Raw genomic sequence first — 24051 nt, 5'->3', positions numbered from 1 at the left:
ATTAAAAAGTTAAACTAAATCCTGCATTAATTACCCTAGATTGTGGATAAGCCCTTCCGTTACCGGCATTGGATTCCGGATCGAAAATCTTGTTTTCGGCAAAGGTTGCCAAGTTCAGACCACTTAAGTACACCCTTGCGGCTGATAGCCCAAATGGTGCAATAACATCAGTTGGGAAATTGTAGCCCACGCTCACGTTCTTAATTCTAAGGTAATCCTTGCTGAACAATAGATAAGAGTTTTGACCAAAGGATCCACCTGTATAATAGGTATCTCCCCTACTGGCCAACCTTGGATGTACACTGCTAGGATTGTCTATACTCCATCGGTTATCATAGCTATACTTTAAATAGTTACCTATGTCACCGGATTCAGTGAAGATACGAAGGGAAGCACCTGTTGCTCCCTGCAATAACACTGAAAGATCAAAATTCTTATAGGATGCATTGAATGTTGCACCAAAGTTAAAGGTAGGGGTATCATTTTCATCCAAACGAACTTGATCGTCCCCATCAATTACGCCATCATTGTTGATATCCTTAAATTTCATGTCGCCAGGTCTAAGCTGGGAAGTAACCCCACTATAGTCTAAGGTATTGGCGGCTATTTCGGCCTCATCCAAAAACGCTCCATCAGATTGGAACACAAAGTGGCTTCTAATCGGTTTGCCCTCCATTCTTTGATATGATGGCGCTCCTGGAACTTCATCCATAAAATCCACGGTGTTCTTTGCAACACCACCATTGATTCCGGCATCCCAGCTAAATCCATCGGGGTCTCCGCCAAAATAGTTCAAGGCAAACTCAAATCCTTTGTTGGTCACTTCTCCAGCATTTACAGGAGGTAACCTATCAGCAATACCTGAAGAACCAGGAGTGGAACCGGTTTGCTGAATCAGGATTTGATCCCGCTTGTTCAAGAAATACTCCAACACAAAGGCAATCTTGTTGTCCATGAGCCTACCATCCAAACCAATGTTGAAGTTGTTGGCGCGCTCCCATGTAAAGTTGTTATTGGCCAACAGCGGTTCTAATATAGTGGTCTGTACCGCTCCGTTGATTGGATATCTATTAAAATCGTATATGGAAAGGTATGCATATTCCCTAAGCTCATCATCGGAAATTAGACCGTCACCATCATCATCAAAGGCCACTTGATCATTACCCATTTGTCCGTATGAAGCTCTGATTTTTAAGTTGTTGACAAAATCAACATTGAAGAATTCCTCGTTGGAAATATTCCAACCTACCAAGAATCCTGGGAAGAACCCAAATCTATCATTTTCAGGGAATATATAGGAACCATCATATCGCCAGATAAACTCTGCCAAATATTTTTCCTTAAAGTTGTATTGAACCCTTCCGTAATAACCTAATCTATTTCTATTGAAGGCTACACCATCTGCGACTTGCCCATCTTCACCACCTACGGTTAGCTGGTCAATGGCATCAGAAAGGAAGTTTAATCTACTACCAAAAAGTTCTTCAATATTAATGGTCTCTCGAGTTACCCCGGCCAACGCACCAATTGTGTGGTCTCCAAAAGATTTCTCATAATTCAAAAGTGCCGTAAGGTTCACATTCAACTGATTTCTGGACCATTGCTGTAATTGTGGGGCCGTAAATGAGGAACGTTGTGCTCCATTGAGAATTACTTCACCCGTATTTACATAGGTATCCCTGTCCAAGAAATAGAGGTCCCAAGGGGTTTCCCATAATTTTCTTTGATCAAATCTTTGGTCAACTCCAGCCAACAAGGTCAATTTTAGACCATCAATCCAAGGGTTGGTGATATCCACCGATCCTGTAAATTGAAGATAATCCCTTTTCTCTCGATCATATCCTGTTTCGTTGGTGGCGATTACCACTGGTTGCTGCCCATTTTCAATATCTGGACCCGGAAGTCCGCCCGGCCAAACGGCAACATCGGTAGGCTTACCTCTCATCAACATTCTAAAAATGGCATCAGAACTTTCAGTAGGAAGTGATCTATCCTCTTTTCTGTACGCCATGCCCATCTTTGCAGTAACATAGTCGTTTATAGTTGCCGTGGTGTTTAACCTAAAATTGTATTGTTGATATCGGGTACTTGAATTCTCATAAATACCATCTTGATCGGAATACCCCAAGGAGGAGAAATACTTTATTTTCTCAGAACCTCCTGAAATGGACAGGTTATGTCTGCTTTGGCTTGTCCAATCTTTAAAAGTTGCATCAAACCAATCACTATCCGGATAGAGATAAGGGTCAGATTGGTTCAGATAACCCTGCACATCCGCAGGACTAAATACGGCATTAACAACTCCAGTTCCAGGATCTAACGGCGTATAACTTCCGTTAGTACGGATGGCTTGAGACGCAGCAGTCCACTCACTGGCCGGTAAGTTGTAAATAGGTAACTCATTTCTTATATCGGCATACTCAACAGCATTTGACATTTCGGGCACAAAAGTGGGTTGGCTCAATCCGAAATCTGCGGTATAGGTAATCGTTGGCTTTCCTGTTTGCCCTTGCTTTGTTGTTACAATGATCGCACCATTTGCCGCTCTTGCACCATAAATAGCTGCAGAAGCATCTTTTAGTACTGATATATTTTCAATGTCATTTGGGTTTAGACGTCCAATTCCACCATCTCTATCTGGAATTCCATCAATAACCACCAAAGGCTGATTGTTACCCAAAGTATTTGTACCTCTAATGGTGATGTTTGATTCATCGTTACCAGGCTCACCGCTGGTTTGGATGATTACCACACCGGGTAATCGACCAGCTAGGGAGTTGGAAACACTAATGGCCGGGGAAGATTCCAGTACAGCACCCTTTACTGCTGTAACGGCTCCCGTTACCGTAGCTTTCCTTTGTGTACCATATCCCACAACCACTACTTCATCCAACTGCGAAGCATCTTCTTGCATTTGAATGGTCAGGTTGGTTTGTCCATTTACAGGCACCTCCATGGTTCTATACCCCAAATAGCTCACAATCAAAACGGCATCTGGCGCGGCTTCTAAGGTAAACAGGCCATCAAAATCGGTGGCCGTTCCATTGTTTGTGTTCTTTACAACCACCGAAGCTCCTGGTACAGCAATATTTGTTGCTGCGTCCACAACGGTTCCGGTAATGGTGTTCTGAAGGTGGTCAATTAAGACCTCGTTAATTTTTTCCGGGCTGATACTTGCGCTAACCTTTTGCTCGTTCTCGCGTAAAAGGTTCTCGATTTTTTCTTTGATCTCCGGCTGGTTTTTGGGAAAAAGGATGATTTGGTTCCTTACATAACTGTAATCAATCTCGGTTTCCAAAAACAGTACACTCAACGCGTCATCAATAACGGTATTGTTGACACTCAGCGACCGTTTTTTATCAACATTGACAATGCTACTGTTGTAAAAAAAGCTGTAATCGCTCTTTTTCTCAATTTCTTTAAGAATCGTTTTGAGTTTGGCATTTTTCATGTTTAGGGTAATGTTTTGAGCGTAAAGGTCTGATGCCAAGACTTTTACCATACTAAAACATACCAACAGAAAGTAAATCTTCATAATCCGAATAAAGGGGATTGACGAAAAAAAAAGTCTCTTTTTTTTCATAATTTTGAATGGTTTTAGTTACTTAATTAGCTACAATTGGGTAATTAGTCAAAGGGGGTGTTTGCGAGACGCCCTCTTTTTACTTTTATTCTTTCGGTTTTATTTTTGTTTTTCCAGTATTACATAGTTTTGTTTTAGGGTACACTTTATGGGTGATGATAATTCAAACAGGCTCAACACCTGATCTATACTTAGATTATCAAACACACCTTTAAATTTATATTCCAGCAGTTCTTCGGAATTAACCAAAAAAGTCACATCGTACTCCCGCTCCAAATCTTTTATTACATCCGTTAATGGAGCTTCGTCATAAATCAACTTGCCATCTTTCCAAGAAATCAAAGGTTCGGTCTGAACCTTATCGATAATCAAACGATCATCAGATTTGTTATAGGTTGCCCGTTGCGAAGGGTAAAGCAAAACAGTCTTATTGTCCTTTCGCTCCACAACTTGAACCTTACCACTTACCAGGGTGGTCTCTACTTTTTTGTCTTCCGGATAGGACTTTACATTGAAAACGGTTCCCAAAACCTTGATATCCATACCTTCATTGGTATTGACAATAAATGGTTTTTCCTTGTTTTCAGTTACTTCAAAAAAGGCTTCGCCTTTTAGCATTACCTCTCTGGTGTTTCCGGTGAAATTTGCAGGATAGGACAAAACGCTATTGGCATTTACGATTACCTTGGTTCCATCAGATAGCACTACTTCTTCTTTTTCCCCAATGGAAGTAGCAATCATTACCATGGCGTTTTCGGTCTCAACAGCAGTGCTGTCTACCGAATAGTTAAAATAGAACGCAAGCCCAAACAGCACAACAAGCACGGCGGCATACTTAAGCAATGCCCTAGTTTTTCTTGGATGCACTGGTTTTGCCGCTCCGGTGTCTTCCCGTAAAGACAGGGCCACCTGTTCAGCCTTGGCTATATGGTACTTTTTTTGAGCTCTCTTGTTTTTAAGTAGCCATTCTATTACTTGCTTCTTTTTGTGAAAACCAAGTCGTTCTTCAATAAGATCGTAAATGTGCTTATTCCTCATTGCAGCGTGTGCCTTTTATAATAATGACGTATAAAAGACTACCTATCCCCTACTTGAGGTTCATTTTTTTTTATTCGAAAGTGAAGTGATCCCTTAAATGGGTCTTTAAAAGCCTGATCGCCTTGGAGATATGGTTTTCAACAGTTTTGGTGGAAATGTTGAGATCCTTGGCAATTTCTTTGTGTTTCAAGCCTTCTTTCCTGCTTTTGACAAATACTTGTCTGCATTTTTTTGGAAGCCTGTCAATGGCTTTGTCAACTTGTTTATGCAATTCATCCTCGATTATGGAGGAGGCACTTTCGTTGGAAAGTGCATGGAAGTTCAGCAAATTCTGGCGCTGCTCGAGATTGGTCTCTATGGCCAGTACGTTCTTTTTGCTTCTTAAAAAGTCCAGGCATGCGTTACGGGTCATTCGAAACAGGTACCCCGTCAGATTGTCTATGCTATGATTTTCTTCCTGCTTTTTCCACAATTTCACAAAAACATCCTGTACAATTTCCTCGGCATCCTGTTTGGAAGAAATGTATCCTCGGGCAATTAGAAAAAGTTTGTTGAAATATAAATCATGTATGACCTCAAAACTCTCATTACTATCATGAGAGACTGCTACAGGAGTCTGTATGAACAAATTTTCAGAGGCCATTGTTAGAGTTAGTTGAGTTGATTCCAATCAATAAAAATTGTAAATCAATAGTAATATTACCTCAATTATTTAAATAATCAAAAGAATGGCCTTATTTTTTGAAGAAATCACAAAATTCTAGAATTGTCTTAAAATTTCAAATTCTTACTCTAGAATCTGCGCAGCATGATTTTTGGCTTTTACTTTATCTATGACTTTTGTAATTATTCCATCTTCATCCAAGACAAAAGTGATGCGATGAATACCATCAAAAACACGCCCCATAAACTTTTTTGGTCCCCAGACACCAAAGGTGTCAATGACGGTATGCTCTGTATCAGCAAGCAAGGGATATGGAAAATTAAACTTGTTTCTAAAATTGGTTTGCTTCCGTTCAGAATCTTCGCTAACCCCCAAGATTTCGTAGCCATTGTCTTTAAGCTCGGCATAGTGGTCACTCAAATTGCACGCCTCAACCGTACAAGTTGGGGTATTGGCCCTTGGATAAAAAAAGACTGCCAATTTTTTACCCTTGTAGTCGCTCAATTTAATTATGTTCCCATCTTGGTCTTTTGCTGAAAATTCTGGTACTTTATCCCCTACTTTTAATGTATTCATATGTATTTGCCTTTAAATCAATTGTTTAATTTATTTTATTCAAAGTTAAACAAAAATGACTAAACAAGAAAAAGTGAATTTTACCGTCAAAACCCTGGATGAGCTATACCCAACTATTCCTATTCCGCTAGATCATAAGGATCCTTATACGCTGCTGATTGCTGTATTGATGTCTGCCCAAAGTACGGATGTCAGGGTCAATCAGATTACACCCTTGCTATTTGCAAAGGCAGACAATCCGCATGATATGGTTAAATTGTCTGTGGATGAAATTCGGGAAATCATTAAACCCGTAGGGTTATCTCCTATGAAGTCAAAAGGAATTCACGGACTCTCTCAAATCTTGATTGAAAAGTATAATGGAAAAGTACCAAGGGACATCGCTCTTTTGGAGGAATTACCAGCCGTGGGGCACAAAACGGCAAGCGTAGTAGTTTCCCAAGCTTTTGGTATTCCTGCCTTTCCTGTGGATACCCATATCCATAGATTAATGTACCGATGGGGATTTAGCACTGGTAAAAATGTGGTGCAAACGGAACGGGACGCCAAGCGGCTTTTCTCCAAAGAAATCTGGAATCGGTTGCATTTGCAGATCATTTGGTACGGAAGGGAGTACTCCCCTGCACGGGGTTGGGACTTGGAAAAAGATGTAATTACCAAAACAATAGGAAGAAAATCCGTTTTGGACGAATACCAAAAAACCAAAAAGAGCCGCTAATTGCGGCTCTTTTTGCGTTTTCTTTAAATTACTTAGTTCAAAGTAACTTCAAACTTGTGATTTTTGTAATCAACTACTTTAATTGATTTTGAATAGCTCAATAAGAAATCAATGGTTTCTCGTCTAGCTTTTACCGATTTTACGGTTTCTTGTTCTTCAGAGTAAACGTTTTCCATATTCTAGCATTAATGTTACAATTAGATAACGCCGCTAGAATTGAAATATTGTCGTCTTCGATGGAATGCAGATTAATTCGTTAAAACGATATTGTTTCGTTCTACAATTTTTCTGAGATTAATCAGTGCATATCGCATCCTACCAAGAGCGGTATTGATGCTTACACCAGTGTTTTCAGAGATTTCCTTAAAGCTCATGTCCTTATAGATACGCATCATCAAAACCTCTTTTTGATCTTCTGGCAATTCCTCGATCAAAAGGGTAAGGTCACTATCTATCTGATCTTTGATAATTTGTTTTTCAGCATTGAGCTTCTCATCCTTGATAACAGAAAAGATGTTGAAATCATCACTCCCCTCAAACTTGGGCATTCTTTTGTTCTTTCTAAAGTGGTCTATGATCAGGTTATGGGCAATACGCATCACCCAGGGTAAAAATTTACCTTCCTCACTATAGGAACCTCTTTTAAGGGTCTTGATTACTTTAATAAAAGTATCCTGAAAGATGTCCTCTGCAACATCCCTATCCAATACTTTAGAATAAATAAAACTGGAAATTCTTTGGTTATGCCTGTTGATCAAGGTCTCAAGGGCCTTTTCGTTTCCGGCAATGTAATCCTTGACTAATATCGAGTCATCAATCTGTAGTTCCATACAAATTACTTTTTTGGTTATAATCGCCAGCCTTCCTTTTCCTAAGAAGGGCTGAGAGTTATTAGCTTAAGTTTAAAAAAGTAATTATTTCTGTATAGGCCTATCAGCGTTTTAATTACATACCAAATATAGAAAAACAGTATGCTCGCGAAAAAACAATGTTGTGATTTGGGCTTTTTCCGATGTTAACTCATGCAATATACGTATTAAGTGCCTTGTACCGTATCTTTGGGTCTCAAATTTTAACATATGACCTCGGTTGACCATATTGATCCCAAGAAGAATATCATCATAAAAGGTGCCAAACTCCACAACCTTAAGAATATAGATGTTGTTATTCCCAGAAACAAACTGGTGGTCATCACGGGACTATCAGGTTCTGGAAAGTCCAGTCTGGCCTTTGATACGCTGTATGCTGAAGGCCAAAGACGCTATGTGGAAAGCTTATCGTCCTATGCCAGGCAATTTTTGGGCAAATTGGACAAACCGAAAGTGGATTATATAAAAGGTATAGCTCCGGCCATTGCTATTGAACAAAAAGTGAATTCCACCAATCCAAGATCTACGGTGGGCACCACTACAGAAATCTATGATTATCTAAAACTACTATTTGCTCGTATCGGTAAGACCATGTCCCCTATTTCTGGCAAAGAAGTCAAGAAAAATACGGTAACGGACGTTATTGATTATATAAAGCCATTGGCAGAAGGAACTAAACTCTTATTGTTAGCACCTATAACCATTAAGGAAGATAGGGAACCTTTAAAATCCCTGGAGCTTTTTTCCAAACAAGGCTATGCAAGAATAAAATATAAAGGACAAGTACTTCGGATTGACCAAGTTCCTGAAGATATAGGTCGGGAATTTGATTTGGTCGTGGATCGGGTCATTGTTAAGGATGATGAAGATTTTTACAACCGTTTGGCCAACGCGGTGGACAATGCCTATTTTGAAGGCAAGGGACAATGTGCCATAGAAAATTTGGAAAGCGGAGAAACCAAGATGTTCAGCAATCAATTTGAGTTGGATGGCATGAAGTTCCTAGAGCCCAATGTGCATTTGTTCAGTTTCAACAATCCCTATGGTGCGTGCCCTAAATGTGAAGGCTATGGAGACGTTATTGGTATTGATGCCGATTTGGTGATTCCCAATACCGCCCTATCCGTTTACGAAAATGCCATTTTTCCGTGGCGGGGCGAAAGTATGTCCTGGTACAGAGATCAGCTGGTGAATTCCGCTTACAAGTTCGATTTCCCTATTCACAAGCCTTGGTTTGAACTTTCCGAAGAACAAAAACAGCTGGTGTGGGACGGGAACGAGCACTTCACCGGACTGCATGGTTTTTTCCAACTATTGGAGGAGAAAAGCTATAAAATCCAGAACAGAGTAATGCTGTCCCGATATCGGGGTAAAACCAAATGTTCTGTTTGTAAGGGCAAAAGGCTGCGGAAAGAGGCGGATTATGTCAAAGTGGGTGGGCATTCCATTTCAGATTTGATAGAACAGCCCATCAAAAAACTGGCGCCGTTTTTTGAGCAATTGCAACTTTCTGAACATGACAACACCATTGCCAAGCGATTATTAAAAGAAATCACCACGCGACTGGACTTTCTAGGTAAGGTGGGCTTGAGTTATCTCACGCTGAACAGAAAATCCAATAGCTTGTCCGGTGGAGAAAGTCAGCGCATTAATTTGGCAACCTCCCTGGGCAGTAGTTTGGTGGGTTCCATGTATATTTTGGACGAACCCAGTATTGGCCTGCATCCCAAAGACACTGAAAATCTGATAGAAGTTCTCCTTTCCCTTCGGGATTTGGGGAATACGGTGATAGTGGTTGAACATGATGAGGACATTATGAAAGCCGCCGACGAGGTTATCGATATTGGCCCAGAAGCTGGAACCTTGGGAGGTGAAGTAGTAGCCACCGGAAGTTTAGACCATATTCTAAAGGCCAATTCCCTAACCGCTGATTATTTGAATGGCACCAAAGAAATTGAAGTGCCCGGTGAACGAAGAAATTCAAAAAATTACATTCAAATTGTTGGAGCCAGGGAAAACAACCTCAAAAATATAGATGTTACTTTTCCTTTGAACATGCTTACCGTGGTCACTGGGGTTTCTGGGAGCGGAAAAAGTACCTTGGTAAAGAAAATTCTGTACCCCTCTATATTAAAGGAGGTGGGTGGTTATGGTGAAAAAGCAGGGCAGTTCACCAAAATCGAAGGAAAGTATTCGCACGTCAAGCATGTGGAATTTGTAGATCAAAATCCAATCGGGCGTTCCTCCAGATCCAATCCGGTAACCTATATAAAGGCATATGATGATATCCGAAGTCTCTTTGCTTCACAAAAGCTGAGCAAACTTAGAGGATACCAAGCCAAACATTTTTCTTTTAATGTGGATGGTGGTCGATGTGAAAAATGCAAGGGAGAGGGCGAAATCACCGTAGAGATGCAATTCATGGCCGATGTGCATTTGGAATGCGATGTGTGTGGTGGTAAACGATTCAAAAAAGAGATTCTGGAAGTCCAGTTTGAGGGAAAGAGCATTCATGATATCCTGAGTCTCACCATAGATGAGGCCATAGACCATTTTAAAGCATTCAAACAAGATAAAATTGTAAGCAAACTGCAGCCGTTGCAGGATGTGGGATTGGGATATGTAACGTTGGGGCAGTCCTCTTCTACACTATCCGGGGGCGAAGCGCAGCGTATTAAACTGGCATCCTTTCTTGTAAAAGGGAATACCAAGGAAAAGGCATTGTTCATCTTTGATGAACCAACCACCGGACTCCATTTCCACGACATTAAAAAACTCCTGAAATCTTTTGATGAGCTCATTGGTAAAGGTCACTCCGTATTGGTTATTGAACACAACATTGAAATGATTAAATGTGCCGACTATATTATAGACCTCGGCCCAGAAGGTGGGGAAAATGGTGGTAACTTGGTTGCCGAGGGCACTCCCGAGGAATTGGCACAAAATCAAGATTCTGTTACTGCGAAGTATTTGAGGGAGAAAGTCTGACCATAATAAGCATAAGTTCAAGTTCAAGCTCAAGACATCTGGATTTTGAATTTTCAATTTTGAATTCTTAATTCAATTTCCATTCAACATTTAGAATGTACCATTTAACATTGACTCCCGATAACGGTTCACTGACAACTGTTAACTGTTAACTGCCTCCCCAACCAAATCCATCGCATAAAAACCCCCATCCGTCAATTCAAAACGGGCATTCATCAATTCAGGCACATTTTGAGAAACCGGCTACCATACTTTTAAGTTGTGGATACTAGTATCCCAAATCTTTTAGAAACACTTAAAATATGCTTATGAGAAAAATTACTTTTTTGACGCTATTACTTGCTTGCAAATTATCATTCGCCAATGGGAACAAAGTTGGTCTTGAAAATGATATAGAAGTTGTTCAGATTCTCGATGAAACTCTTACCCATATAAATTATAAAAATTTGGTTTATGAAAATCCAACTCGATTAGTGTTCCCAAATTTAAAGTACGTTGACAATGATATATATATAGAGTTTGCTACGAATCTAGTTGAAATTGATTTCCCGGTTTTGGACAGCATCTCTGGCAGTCTATTTATTTGGGAAAATCAAGCTCTTCAAAAATTTAAGGCACCAAGTTTAGAAAAAAATTCTGGTGCAATTTCATTCCACTCCAATCCAAAATTAGAAGAAGTCAATCTTACTAATTTAAAAATAACAGATAGAGATATCCATTTTGTTTTGAACCCAGAATTGATAGTTTTTAACACTCCTGTTCTTGAATCTACTGGCGATAATTTTTATTTTCATTCGAATACCAATTTGATTGAAATTAATGCTCCATTGTTAAAATCGGTAGCCAAGCTTCTATTTATTCATGGCCATCAGAAATTACAAAAACTAAACCTTTGCAGTTTAGAATTTGCGCTTTATACAGATATCTCCGGTAATAATCCAGTTGTAGACGAGCCTCCCTATTGTCCAGATTTGTTGGATGAGAATGAGGAACAACAAGAGGAAGAGGAGGAACAAGAAGATGACTTTGAAAATTTGGAAGATGAGGAAGATTCCGAAGATGATCCAACTGTTGAGGATGAACCAACAAGAGTTTCTCTTTACCCCAACCCTACGAGAGGAGTCTTTCGGATTGATTCTGAAATTGAGTTCGTTAAAATAGAAATCTATGAGGCTACCGGAAACCTGGTTACCACCTTTAGAACTCCCCAAGAGGAATATGATATTGGTCTTTTCCCTTCCGGTTTGTATTATGTAGTGTGCCATCACACAGACGGGGTGCATGCTACCGTCAAAAAATTAATGGTGCAATAGCTTTGTACATTAAGGCTTATAATCATTTAAGATGCAGACGAATTAAAATAAATTTTTATACACTTAATTTTCAGTTAGTTACGTCAATCTAATTTTTTTTGGCACGCTGTTTGGTTCATGCTATACAGAATGTAAATAGTTGCATTCAGAATCTAAAACCCTATAGTATGAAAAAGTTAGTACTCATTATCGCAGCAGTGCTTTTGGGTGTTCCAAATATCCAAGCAGCCAAAGAGGATACCGCCTTTATCACAAATGCGTATCGTTACGGGAACTCATTCATCTTTGTCGAAAATGGGGTGACTTTTTCAGTTTACCCAGATGGCGAGTTCGATTTCTATATCGACAATCAAGTTAATGTGGGTGTTGGTGCCCGTATTGGAAATGTGGGCGTAACCTTCAATTCCGGATATAACTATAATCCATTTGTTCAATATGACGATTATGGTGCCGTAGTTCAAGTAGAGAACATCCCCATTTATTACGACTATTACGGTCGTGTTTCACAAATTGGTGGTGTTGACGTATGGTACAGAAATGGGCGTGTCCGCAGACTTGGTGGATTGAATATCTTTTACAACGGAGGAGTGTTCAGTCACTACACTGGATATATCAATATCTATAACAGACACTATGTATATAGACCTTTCCACAGGTATTTTGCTAGACCGGCTGTAACGTTTTGTAATGTTTACACAAGGCCGTACAGAAGGTATTATAGACCTATTAGGTATACTTACTACAGACCTTACAGACATAACTATAGAAGAAGTTATGCCCATAGAGGAAAGGTATATAGATACGACCGATACAATGACAGAAACTATAAAAGAGGTAATATCTATAGAAATGACAAGCGGGTTACCAGACGTAACCATGTACGAAGAGATGGCGCGGACTATGGTAGAAGCAACCGATATACCGAAAGAAACGACTTTAGGAACAACGATTACAGAAAAAACAATACGGTAAGTCGTTCCAACAGAAGCGTTAAAAGAGGTACTGGTGTTGATCGATCCGTAAAGCAAGGCAATTATAGAAATAGTAATAGTGTTAAGAGAAACAATGAAGGAAGAACTGTAACCCAAAGACAGGTGACCAAAAGGCCCAACAGCCGTACCGTCACTCAGAGACAGGTCACTTCTACCCCAAAAAGTAGAACGGTTACACGAAGTACAAGCACTACCTACAGGAAACCCCAGACCAGAAATAATAACAGGTCGGTAACCAGTAGGAACAATGTTCAAAAGAGAACGGTTTCTCGTAGCACAAATAATAGCTATAGAAAGCCCCAGGCTAGAAAAAGTACTAGCAGGTCAGTGACTAGCAGAAGCAGTGCTCCCAAAAGAACTGTTAGCAGAGGTACTAAAACAACGGTACGCAAAAGTTCAGGGAATACCACTTCAAGAAGAAGTAACAATACAGGCACTAGGACAAGAAGCTCCAGAAGAGTGCAATAAAGATAGTTTTTAGGTTGGTTAGTTGTTACCCCGTAGTTGGATTTATCCGCTACGGGGTTTTTCGTTTCAGCCACTTGGCCAAAACCCCGGACACATCCTCAGATATGTTAAAACGAAAAAGAATTCCCAAGTACATGGCAATAACCAAAGCCGATTTCAACCCAATATTGACCAATGGATGAAATGGGAACTGAAGCACGCCAAACAATGCTCCAATCAACATAAGAGTGGCAAACACCTTAAAGGTGGCAGCCGTCATCGGTAGCATCCCAAATTTGAGTTTTACAAAAATCAACTTGGAGAGATTAAAAAGGAAAATAGCAATGAAACTTGCCATTGCTGCACCTTCAATGCCGTATATGGGAATCAACCACAAATTGAGGAGGATAGTCGCCAATGCAAAACAAATCCCCACAGTCAATACCCATTTATAGTATTCTGAGTAATAAAGTATAGCGGTGATATTACCCAATAAGGAATCAAAAACCTTGGCCATACCGATAAGAAACACAATGAAAAATCCATCTCGATATTCCTCGGGAATCATTAGGTACAAATCGTTTAGGTTGAGAACAATCAAAACAAAAAGAATCCCAGAAGCAATAAAGGAAGTCAAAGAAGTTTTTTTATAAAGATTCTCCAACTCAAAATAATTCCCATTGTTCAAATAATTGGCGGTCATGGGATACGTTATTTGATGCATGGCCCTAGTAGGGACAATAATGCTTGTGGCAATATAAATGGCAACTCCGTAATATGCCACCTGATCCAATGTTCTAAACTGATTGATCATGACCTTATCAATCTCAAGCAGAATTAGGGCCACAGATCCACCAAGAACCATTAAGAGACCATAGCCTAGAATTTGTTTGGTCTCCTTTGGAAAATTAAGGTTGAGAACAGGACGCTGCAAGGAATATGCATACAGTTTCATCAAAAGAGTGCGTAACAAATAGACTCCAACAAGGGCTTGGTAAAAAAAGTCGAGGGAGATAATTTCCAGATATAACAACACCAACAATACGCTTGCGCAAACCCTGGCAAACACTTCCTTTAAGAAATTTCCAAAAACCGATTTTAGATGAACCTTACCCCAAGCATAAAATACTTCAAAATAAGCCAGTGATAGTCCTACCAAAAACAAATACCAGATATAATCCTTGACCAAGGAATTCTGAATGGAAAGAAAATTACCAATGTCGTTATAAAATAGCCAGACCACTAGCGTCAAGGGCAAAATGATCATTAAGGGGGCCAAAAGGATTAATGTCAGAAATCCATTTTTGTCTTTGTCGTCCTGAGCACTATAAAATTTGACCATGGAATTATGCGCCCCGGCAGACATTATAGGCATTAGAATAGCGCCCGAGGCCAAAATAAAAGTAACCAACCCGTAGTAAGAAGGTTCAAGAATATTGGTATAAAGAAAAAGGGTGTTTAAAGCCCCAAACCCAAACCCAACAAAGGTTGTGATGGTATTTGTAAGAGTCTGTTTTAAGACGATTCCCATGTAATAAAATTTACCAGCTCCTTGGTCAATTCCCTGCGGTGGAATTTTTCAATTCCTATAGAATTGGCGCTCAATGCACCTTTTTCAAATTGTTCAAACCAATCCAAAAGTACATTTTTTAACGCTTGAGCATCAGCAACGGATAAAGAGATTCCGGCTTTTGTTTCCTGTACCATCCTTCCAGCTTCCCAATCCTTTGGCCCCAATGCCAAAATAGGTCTTCTTGCGTTCAGGTATTCAAATAATTTTCCCGGAATAATTCCTTTGGTTTCTTCGGAAGCAATTTCCAATAATAATAGTATCTGCGACTTTTGCTGTAATTCTACCACCTGTTTATGGGGTAGATATCCCAATTGATGAGTATAAGGTTGCAAGCCATGTTGGCCAATGGACTCCCAAACTTCCTCCCCTACTACACCCGCCAATTGAATTATCAAATGTTTTGCAAACTCTGGCCGTTCGTTGACCAGTTCCCTGAGAACTTTCCAAAGAGCAATAGGGTTTCTTCCTGTTAATAGTGAGCCTAAATGTGAGATGGTGAACTTGGAGTCCAATTCCAGAGGGCTTAGCACTTCATCAAACCCGTTGGTGATTACCTTGATAGGTCGATTGGTCAGGGATTCAAACTCCAATTGTGTAGTCTTACTGGTGACAACAATCTTGTCAGAGTTTGTCAACACCTTTTTTTCCAAGTCTCTATGCTTCTTCTGAGATATACTGGTCAACCGAAGCTTCTTATGATATCCAATGGTCGTCCATGGATCACGGAAATCCGATATCCATTGCACATCCATCTTTGTTTTCAGTTCTAATCCAATCAAATGAAGACTGTGCGGGGGACCAGTAGTGATTATTGTTTTAATTCCTTCTTTTTGGATAATCCCTGCAAGAAATTTGACAGAGGGTTTTACCCAGTACTTGCGTGCATCAGGAATAAATAGATTCCCCCTAACCCAAAGCAAGATTTTTTCAAGGGATGATGGCTTTTTCTCTGGGATTATTCCAGAACTAATGGTTCTAGTTTTCTTTTTGGACAATAGGGATGCCCACCCATAAGGTTCCTTGATCGGTCTCTTTAGAATCTGGACATTCTTTGGCACTTCCGAAAGTAAATTTTCATCCACCAAAGGATAATGCGGATTTTCCGGAACATAGACTACAGGTACAACATTAAAATCGCGCAGGTACTTCACAAATTTCAGCCAACGCTGTACCCCCGGTCCACCAGCAGGTGGCCAATAGTACGCTATGACCAACACTTTGCGCATTATTCTTTTTTGGATTTTTTAGGTCGAAATGAAAACCCAAGTCCGCCAATGATGATCAAGCCCAATAAAATATTGCTGGCCAATGCGACTTGGCTTCCTGTCTGAACAACTGTCGGCTCAAACTTAAACTCTATGGTGTGTTCCCCAGCAGGAACTTTCATTCCCCTTAGCGCATAATTTACTTTATAGTGAGGTTCAGATTTTCCATCAACAAAAGCATTCCAGCCCTGAGGATAGTACATTTCTGAAAAAACCACAAATCCATCGTTCGCGTTACTTGTTTGATACTTGATCACATTGGGACGATAGTCCACCAGAGATACTGAGGCCAACGAATCCAACTCAAAATTTAGTTTGGTAACTGTGGGATAGGTGTTAGTATTTACAATGGCCTCCTCCTTGGAAACAAAATCTGTCAACCCCTGAATCTCTTCATTGGCCGAACCTACCGGCTTTATTTTATTAACAAACCAAGCATTGCCGTTGGCATCATAGTTTATGGCCGGAAAACTACCCCCTTCTTCATCCTGCTGAATGATGTACTTTACATTCAGCATGTTCAACACCTGCAGGTTGTTCTGGTACAGATGGTGTTCAAACAAGTCCTGTAATTGTCTGGGCTTGGCAGCGTGGTATCCCCCAATGGATTTATGGAAATAGGATGTTCTGGCGCCATTTAACCCTTCCTGGGGATCAAACACCCTATAGATGGAATCGTCCTGTTGGATCATTTGGTCAATCTGGCTGGCTTGGAACGGGGTTGCCACACGGCGTTGGCGTACAAAATCGCCCTCGTTGACATACCTTAAGTCCACCCCTATCAAATCAAATAAGATCAAGGCACCTAAAGCAATTGCCATCAAATTCTTTCCTACTTTATCTTTGATAAAGAACCACAACACGGTAGCCGCCAACAACACGTAAATTAATGAACGAATGGTATCACTGATATAAACAGCTTGGCGATCACTTTCAAGTACATATAAAAAGGTGTCACCAAAGTTCTGTCTATAAGTCTCATCCCGGAGTCCTTCAAAATCAAAAAAGCCCATAGATATAAAGACCAAAACTATAACACCTAGGACAACCAATACGCTTTGCTTAAGCTTTTTAAGAAGTTCTTTCCTTTTTAACTTTTCTGAAAAAATATCTCTTAGTGCCAACAATCCCAATACCGGAGCACATAATTCCAACACCACTTGAATGGAGGAGACGGCCCTAAATTTGTTATATAATGGGAAGTAATCGACCATGAATTTAGTCAGAACTGGGAAATATCGCCCCCAAGACAAGAACAATGAAAGAACAAATCCAACTAAAAGCCACCATTTGTATTTACCCTTAACAATAAACAGGCCCAAAATAAACAAGAACAATATAATTGCTCCTACATAGGCAGGGCCTGCCTCAATTATCTTCTCTCCCCAATAAAGCGGAAGCGATGTGGAAAATTCCAAGGCTTGTTGCCGAGGTACTCCCTGATCCACCCAAAACTGGTAAACCTCGGAATCTTGTCCCAAATCCTCGTAGGTAGCACCTCCGTAAAATCTTGGAATAAAAATGTTCATGGACTCTGCAATCCCAGTACTATATTGTGTGATATAATCGTAATCCAATCCAGAGGTTGCTACCTTGGGACTCCCATCAGGGTTAATGGTCAATTCCGATTTACCCCGGGTACTCCAATCCGCATATTCCTTGGTAGCCAAAAGTCCTGTGGCATTGGTGGCAATGGAAAGAACGACGGCTCCAATCAAAATCCCAACGGAGGCAAAGAAATGTTTTAGTTTTTTATCCTTAATGGCATAAATAAGCTGTACCAAGCCCAAAATCAATACCAACAACATAAAATAATAGGTCATCTGATAATGATTGGCATTTATCTCCAAGGCCATTGCCAGTGCCGTTAAAATAAAGCCCAATAAATACTTCTTTCGAAATACGAGCGCTATCCCTCCCAAAACCATGGGAATATACCCAAGGGCATGCGCTTTCGCATTGTGCCCAACCCCAAGAATGATAATCAAATAGGTAGAAAAACCAAATGCCAGTGCACCCAATATGGCCAATCGATACTCAACTTTAAGACAGAGCATCAAAATATAGAATCCAAAAAGATAAAGAAACAAATAGTCAGCAGGTCTAGGAAGAAAGCGGATCAGCCGATCTAATTTCTTAATGTAATCATGCGGATAGTTCGCTCCCAGCTGATAAGTGGGCATGCCTCCAAAAGCGCTGTTGGTCCAGTAGGATTCCTCACCAGTCAACGCTTTGTAATCATTACGTTCCTTGGCCATGCCGTTATATTGGGCAATATCTGACTGGAAAATAGCCTTGCCCTGAAGCACCGGATAAAAATAGACCAGGGATGCAAGGATAAAGAATGCTATGACACAAATATGGGTGCTTAGCGCTTTGACGGAAAGGTTCATGGATTGATTTTGAAAAGACAAATATTAGTCAATTTCTTCAAAATCTATGTATTCTCCAACTTTTTTTGAGGGATTGGATTTTGGGTTGGGCTGCTTGTAAATACTTGTTTCTCCTTCTTTCTCCTTTGGGTCGCTAAAATCCTGATAGGTACCATATTGTTGTCCAAAACGCTCTTCAGTTTTGCGTACTGCATAATTTAGCAATCGGGGTGCCAGCCATTTTAGCAGCAATTTGACCGCATAATATACTAATACAACCAGTAAAATCGTTTGTAATAAAACCATATAACAATAGCTATTGCATCAAAATTACATTGTTAGTACCGCAAACGTACTTAAAGTTTCATAAAATAGTATTAAAATCAGTTATATGGATTCCCCTTGTTTGAGAAAAATCTCTTTGCTTTTCTATTTGGTTCCCTTTATTTCCTTGGCCCAATACACGGATGTCATCAATTCTAACAGGCCCGGTAGAGCCGTCAGTGCCTATGCTGTAGGAAGAAATGTGGTACAGTTGGAAATGGGTTTGGTTTACGAGCAACAAGACGATGCCTCCCTTAACACCGATTCTAACATTTTTGGAACGGACCTTGCCCTTAGATACGGCCTTCTGTTTGAAACTTTGGAACTGGTTTATGAAGGATCCTTTATTTCCCAGAATATCACCTTTACCGATTTGGGAACGATGGAAAGGCGCACAGATTTCTCTAGAAATAGGTTGGGACTCAAATTTTTGATTTACGACCCTTTTAAAAACCCGGAAAACAACAAGCCCAATCTCTATAGCTGGAGGGCCAACAACGTTTTCCAATGGAAGAACCTGATTCCGGCAATCTCTATCTATGGAGGAGCTACTTTTACCCTAGGAGACAATCCATTTTATCCAGGTGACGATGTTGCTACACCCCGGGTTGGGATAAACACCCAAAGTAGATTATCCCCTAGATTTGTTCTTATTTCCAATGTGGCATACGACCGCATAGGAACGGATTTTCCAGAATGGAGTTATGCGATGTCCATTTCCCATTCATTTAGAGATCCCAAATGGAGTGTGTTCCTGGAGGGTCAAGGGTTTAGTGGTGACAGGTATTCTGATATTCTGTTGCGTACCGGAGTGGCCTATTTGATCAGCCCTAATTTCCAGGCAGATTTTCATCTGGGTTCCGGTTTTAAGAACGATCCATCCCGAATTTTTACGGTTCTGGGATTTTCCTATAGACTGGATTTTCATAAAGACAAGCTCGTTTCTGTAAGCAGTAAAGGTGGTCAAGGCGGTAAGATCAAAAAGAACGCAGTTAAGAAAAAGCGTAAAAAAAGTAAAAAGAAGAAGAAAGATAAGTTGGATTTCTAAGATTTATGGATATCATTTTTCTTCTGCGAGATTATTCCTAATATTGACCCTACAAACTACTTTGTATGGTTCAAGTAAAACAGGTACAGTCCAAGTCTGAATTAAAGAAATTTGTAAAATTCCCCTTTTCCATTTATAAAGATTCTCCCTATTGGGTTCCGCCCATCATTAACGATGAAATGGAAACTTTCAATACGGATAAAAACCCTGTGTTTCAAAATGCCGAGGCCTCCTTCTTTCTAGCTTACAAGGATGGGAAGATTGTAGGAAGGGTGGCTGCGATCATCAATTGGCTGGAAGTCAAAGAGCAAAATCTGAAGAAGATGCGCTTTGGCTGGTTTGATTTTACGGATGATTTGGAGGTTTCCGCTGCCTTGTTGGAAAAGGTGGCTGAAATTGGACAAGAACATCAACTGGCCTATATGGAAGGGCCTGTTGGCTTTTCCAATCTGGACAAAGTAGGAGTGCTCATTGACGGTTTTGACCATATCGGAACCATGATTACCTGGTACAACCATCCCTACTACCAAAAACACTACGAGCACCATGGTTTTGTGAAGGAAAAGGAATATCTGGAGAATAAATTTTTGTTTGCCAATGCGGATCCAAAGGTTTTTGAAAAGGCCAATCTCCTAATCAAGAAGCGGTATTCGCTTCGCGAACTCAACTTTGGTAATAGCAAGGAAATCATGCCCTGGGTAGACAAAATGTTCGATTTGTTCAACAACAGTTATTCCAGTCTGTCTTCCTTTGTAAAGATTACCGATGTACAGAAAGAGTACTTTAAAAAGAAGTACATCAGCTTTATAAATCCTGAGTACATCAAATTTATTGTCGATTCCGATGATCAGTTGGTCGCCTTTGCCATTGTGATGCCATCTTTTTCCCAAGCCCTGCAAAAGGCCAATGGTAAACTTTTCCCAACCGGAGTGTTCCATTTATTGAAAGCCAAGAAGCACAGTAAGGATGTCATCTTTTATTTGATTGGAATCCATCCGGATTACCAGAATAAGGGTGTTACCGCGATTATTTTTAATGAATACTACAAAACCTTCAAAAAACGCGGGGTGGTCAACTGCATCCGTACCCCGGAACTGGAGGAAAACGTGGCAATCCGGCAAATGTGGAAGCATTTTGACCCGGTAACCCATAAACGAAGAAGAACGTATAAAAAGTCCCTAAGTTAGTTGGTTGACTTGATGGCTTTCAGAGTAAAGTACAGCTGAATTTGGGAATTACAATTTTAGCTGGCTTTAGCCGTTTTGTAGACTAAAAACAACCTTAAAACCTCAGCATGAAATTTTCACTTCCCACCAAAAAATATGCAATCCTATTAATTTGTCTAATTGGTTTATCAGCCAATGCCCAAAATAAGACCTCCAATTATGAACAGGCGCTAGGGGAGCTATTTGCTGCCAACGGATCCCATGAAACTTTTGTAACCGTAATAGATCAAATGTTTAATATGATCAAACAAAACTATAGCTCGGTGGATACCAGTACCTGGGATGAACTTCAGGCAGAATTCAAAAAAACTTCGGTTGATGAATTGGTGCAATTGCTGACACCTGTTTATCAAAAATACTTGACGGAAGAAGATTTATCCCAACTAGTTGCCTTCTACTCCACCCCTGTTGGGAAAAAATTTGCTAAAAACACCCCTCAAATCACGGCGGAATCCATGAGCGTTGGACAACAATGGGGGTTGAAGATTAGCGAAAAAATGATAAAAAGACTGGAAGAAAAAGGATATTAGTCCAAAAAAGGTTCACCTATTCTCCCATGGCAGCAGCCACGGCAGCAGAAAGCCTTTTATAGGTTCCATTTTGCAATCTCTCCCGAATGCCAGAGAAAGCTTCCAAAGTTTCTTTGATATCTTCCAAGGTATGGGTTGCCGTCGGAATCAATCTCAATAGAATCAAGCCCTTCGGAATCACCGGATAAACCACAATAGAACAGAAAATTCCATAGTTTTCCCTAAGGTCTTTTACCAAAGCCATAGCTTCAGGAATACTCCCATTCAGGTATACCGGGGTTACACAACTGGATGTGGTTCCAATATCAAATCCCCGTTCCTTTAGGCCATTTTGAAGCGCATTTACATTTTCCCAAAGTTTGGCCTTTAATTCCGGTCTTGTGCGCAACATATCCAGACGCTTTAAGGCTCCCTTGACATAAACCATGGGTAGGGACTTGGCGAACATTTGGGAACGAAGGTTATATTTTAGGTATTCTATGATTTCCTTATCAGCAGCCACAAAAGCTCCTATGCCTGCCATAGATTTGGCAAATGTGGCCAAATACACGTCAATTTCGTTTTGAACACCTTGCTCCTCACCTGCTCCTGCTCCCGTTTTACCAAGCGTTCCGAAACCGTGGGCATCATCTACCAACAATCGGAACTTATATTTCTTTTTAAGGTCAACAATCTCTTTTAGGATTCCCTGCTCTCCCCGCATACCAAACACACCCTCGGAAATCACCAAAATACCACCACCAGTTTCTGTGGCCAGTTTGGTGGCACGTTCCAAGTTTTTTTCCAAACTTCCGGCATCATTGTGCTTAAACGTGAAACGTTTACCCATATGCAATCGAACCCCATCAATAATACAGGCATGGCAGTCCACATCGTAGACAATAATATCGTCCTTGGCAACCAAAGCGTCAATTACAGACATGAATCCTTGATAGCCAAAATTTAATAGGTAGGAAGCTTCTTTATTCACAAAAGCTGCCAATTCCTGCTCCAATTGCTCGTGATAATCGGTGTGTCCGCTCATCATACGGGCACCCATGGGATAGGCAGAACCGTGCTCATAAGCTGCATCCCCATCCACTTTCTTAATTTCAGGTAAGTTGGCCAATCCCAAATAGTCATTAATACTCCACGTAATAACATCTTTTCCTTGGAATTTCATCCGGTTAGAGATAGGACCTTCCAATTTTGGGAATACAAAATATCCTTCTGCCTGCGATGCCCATTTTCCCAAAGGCCCTTTATTTTCAATAATCCTGTCAAATAAATCTCTCATCTACCCTAAAATTAATTCAAATGCAAAAATATATATTTTTGGCAAGCCCTCACAATGAAATGGACACATAAAAAAACGGCAATGAAAACCATTGCCGCTCTATATTTTTAAAAGTCTCTGTATTTATTTGATATACTCCACTTTTTCAGGAGATTCAGAATTCTGAATATCGAAGAACCCTTGGTTTTCCATCCATTCATTGCTGTACACTTTGCTCATATATCTTGAACCATGGTCAGGGAATATTACAACAACATTACTATCTTCTGAAAACTCCCCTTCAGTGTTCAACTGAAACAAGGCCTGCATGGCTGCTCCACTGGTGTATCCAACAAACATTCCTTCGGAATGAGCAATTTTTCTAGCCATATGGGCGCTTTCCCCATCAGTTACCTTGATATATCGGTCAATACAGTTAAAGTCAGTGGCTGCAGGAATCAAATTTTTACCCAATCCCTCTATTCGATATGGGTATACCTCATTATGGTCAAATTCTCCGGTTTCATGGAATTTTTGCAATACCGAACCATAAGCGTCAACCCCCAATACCTTTACATCAGGGTTCTGCTCTTTTAAATATCTGGCAATTCCGGAAATAGTACCTCCCGTTCCACTACAAGCCACCAAATGGGTGATTGAACAGTTGGTCTGGTTCCAAATTTCAGGACCTGTGGTGTTGTAATGGGCCTCTATGTTCAGTTCGTTGAAATATTGGTTGATATAAATGGAATTCTTGGTCTCGCTGTGCAATCTTTTGGCCACCTCATAATATGATCTTGGATCATCCGCACTAACGTGGGCTGGGCATACATAAACCTTGGCACCCATAGACCTCAACATATCTATTTTATCAGGCGATGATTTGGAACTAACTGCCAATACGCATTTATAACCTTTAACAATGCTCACCATGGCCAAACTAAATCCTGTATTTCCAGAGGTAGTTTCAATAATGGTGCTTCCAGGTTTCAAAATACCCTTGCGCTCCGCTTCCTCAATAATATAGGCTGCAATTCTGTCTTTGGAAGAATGGCCTGGATTAAAGGCCTCCACCTTAGCATAGAAATTACCGGTAAGGGGTTCTGCGATTTTGTTTAGCTTAACAAGTGGGGTATTTCCAATTAAATCAAGAATACTGCTACACGCACTTATCTGTTTTTTCATAACTGGGTTTAGGTAAGGGGCAATTGCCGAACATGCCAGCAATTAATCCGGGACAAAAATAGTATTTTTTATTTTAAATGGCATT

Annotated in this window: 18 protein-coding genes; 7 read left to right on the top strand and 11 right to left on the bottom strand. The window is 40.3% G+C overall.

The window, feature by feature from the left end; translation table 11 throughout:
• Window position 1: 1 nt before the first annotated feature.
• The 4 genes from FGG15_RS01970 to bcp all read right to left on the bottom strand — a co-directional run bounded on the left by FGG15_RS01970 (window position 2) and on the right by bcp (window position 5861).
• Window positions 2-3535 (bottom strand): TonB-dependent receptor, encoded by a 3534-nt coding sequence (locus tag FGG15_RS01970; RefSeq protein ID WP_161991897.1) that lies wholly within the window; start codon window positions 3533-3535, stop codon window positions 2-4.
• A 147-nt stretch (window positions 3536-3682) separates the two neighbouring features.
• Entirely contained in the window at window positions 3683-4621 is a 939-nt protein-coding gene (locus tag FGG15_RS01965) for a FecR family protein (protein ID WP_138832664.1), read from the bottom strand.
• A 70-nt stretch (window positions 4622-4691) separates the two neighbouring features.
• A complete protein-coding gene (locus FGG15_RS01960) occupies window positions 4692-5264 on the bottom strand; it encodes an RNA polymerase sigma-70 factor (protein ID WP_138832662.1) in 573 nt (190 codons plus the stop codon).
• A 144-nt stretch (window positions 5265-5408) separates the two neighbouring features.
• Window positions 5409-5861: a thioredoxin-dependent thiol peroxidase gene (gene bcp / locus FGG15_RS01955; protein ID WP_138832660.1), complete on the bottom strand. Its 453-nt coding sequence runs from the start codon at window positions 5859-5861 to the stop codon at window positions 5409-5411.
• A 55-nt stretch (window positions 5862-5916) separates the two neighbouring features.
• Here bcp and FGG15_RS01950 point away from each other — a divergent pair, with 55 nt between their 5' ends.
• Window positions 5917-6579, top strand: coding sequence for an endonuclease III domain-containing protein (locus FGG15_RS01950; RefSeq protein WP_138832658.1), 663 nt, complete (start codon window positions 5917-5919; stop codon window positions 6577-6579).
• A 248-nt stretch (window positions 6580-6827) separates the two neighbouring features.
• Here the strand turns inward: FGG15_RS01950 and FGG15_RS01945 are convergent, their stop codons facing one another.
• Window positions 6828-7409, bottom strand: coding sequence for an RNA polymerase sigma factor (locus FGG15_RS01945; RefSeq protein WP_138832656.1), 582 nt, complete (start codon window positions 7407-7409; stop codon window positions 6828-6830).
• A gap of 249 nt (window positions 7410-7658) precedes the next feature.
• Between FGG15_RS01945 and uvrA the strand changes: the two genes are divergently transcribed.
• The 3 genes from uvrA to FGG15_RS01930 all read left to right on the top strand — a co-directional run bounded on the left by uvrA (window position 7659) and on the right by FGG15_RS01930 (window position 13209).
• Entirely contained in the window at window positions 7659-10436 is a 2778-nt protein-coding gene (gene uvrA / locus FGG15_RS01940; protein ID WP_138832654.1) for an excinuclease ABC subunit UvrA, read from the top strand.
• 308 nt (window positions 10437-10744) lie between these two features.
• Window positions 10745-11749, top strand: coding sequence for a T9SS type A sorting domain-containing protein (locus FGG15_RS01935; RefSeq protein ID WP_161991896.1), 1005 nt, complete (start codon window positions 10745-10747; stop codon window positions 11747-11749).
• Window positions 11750-11916: 167 nt separating this feature from the next.
• A complete protein-coding gene (locus tag FGG15_RS01930) occupies window positions 11917-13209 on the top strand; it encodes a hypothetical protein (protein ID WP_138832650.1) in 1293 nt (430 codons plus the stop codon).
• Between the two features lie 49 nt (window positions 13210-13258).
• Here the strand turns inward: FGG15_RS01930 and FGG15_RS01925 are convergent, their stop codons facing one another.
• From FGG15_RS01925 to FGG15_RS01910, 4 genes are read right to left on the bottom strand one after another with little or no spacing between them, the layout of a single operon-like run.
• Window positions 13259-14719 carry a lipopolysaccharide biosynthesis protein gene (locus FGG15_RS01925; RefSeq protein ID WP_138832648.1) on the bottom strand — a complete coding sequence of 487 codons (1461 nt, stop codon included), beginning with the start codon at window positions 14717-14719 and terminating at the stop codon, window positions 13259-13261.
• Complete coding sequence (locus FGG15_RS01920) at window positions 14704-15987, bottom strand: glycosyltransferase family protein (RefSeq protein WP_138832646.1); 1284 nt, start codon at window positions 15985-15987, stop codon at window positions 14704-14706. The genes FGG15_RS01925 and FGG15_RS01920 overlap by 16 nt, the downstream gene beginning before the upstream one ends.
• A complete protein-coding gene (locus FGG15_RS01915) occupies window positions 15987-18419 on the bottom strand; it encodes a YfhO family protein (protein WP_138832644.1) in 2433 nt (810 codons plus the stop codon). Before FGG15_RS01915 ends, FGG15_RS01920 begins: the two co-directional genes overlap by 1 nt.
• 24 nt (window positions 18420-18443) lie before the next feature.
• Window positions 18444-18704, bottom strand: a complete 261-nt coding sequence (locus FGG15_RS01910; RefSeq protein WP_138832642.1) for a DUF4834 family protein — start codon at window positions 18702-18704, stop codon at window positions 18444-18446.
• 85 nt (window positions 18705-18789) lie between these two features.
• Here FGG15_RS01910 and FGG15_RS01905 point away from each other — a divergent pair, with 85 nt between their 5' ends.
• From FGG15_RS01905 to FGG15_RS01895, 3 genes are all read left to right on the top strand, one after another.
• Window positions 18790-19770: a transporter gene (locus tag FGG15_RS01905; RefSeq protein ID WP_138832640.1), complete on the top strand. Its 981-nt coding sequence runs from the start codon at window positions 18790-18792 to the stop codon at window positions 19768-19770.
• A 65-nt stretch (window positions 19771-19835) separates the two neighbouring features.
• A complete protein-coding gene (locus FGG15_RS01900) occupies window positions 19836-20957 on the top strand; it encodes a GTP cyclohydrolase (RefSeq protein WP_138832638.1) in 1122 nt (373 codons plus the stop codon).
• A gap of 107 nt (window positions 20958-21064) precedes the next feature.
• The gene (locus FGG15_RS01895; RefSeq protein ID WP_138832636.1) at window positions 21065-21526 is read left to right on the top strand and encodes a DUF2059 domain-containing protein; all 462 of its coding nucleotides are present in this window, start codon (window positions 21065-21067) and stop codon (window positions 21524-21526) included.
• Window positions 21527-21542: 16 nt separating this feature from the next.
• On the opposite strand, the gene FGG15_RS01890 is transcribed toward FGG15_RS01895, so the two are convergent.
• Both FGG15_RS01890 and FGG15_RS01885 read right to left on the bottom strand, forming a co-directional pair.
• Window positions 21543-22802, bottom strand: a complete 1260-nt coding sequence (locus FGG15_RS01890) for a cysteate-C-fatty acyltransferase (RefSeq protein ID WP_138832634.1) — start codon at window positions 22800-22802, stop codon at window positions 21543-21545.
• 123 nt (window positions 22803-22925) lie between these two features.
• The gene (locus FGG15_RS01885) at window positions 22926-23966 is read right to left on the bottom strand and encodes a cysteate synthase (RefSeq protein ID WP_138832632.1); all 1041 of its coding nucleotides are present in this window, start codon (window positions 23964-23966) and stop codon (window positions 22926-22928) included.
• Between the last annotated feature and the right edge of the window lie 85 nt (window positions 23967-24051).

Origin of the sequence: Flagellimonas algicola (assembly GCF_005937185.1) — a bacterium.
Taxonomy (GTDB): Bacteria; Bacteroidota; Bacteroidia; order Flavobacteriales; family Flavobacteriaceae; genus Flagellimonas; species Flagellimonas algicola.
The sequence above is the reverse complement of the archived record's forward strand: the minus strand, read 5'-3'. Positions and strand labels throughout refer to the sequence as shown.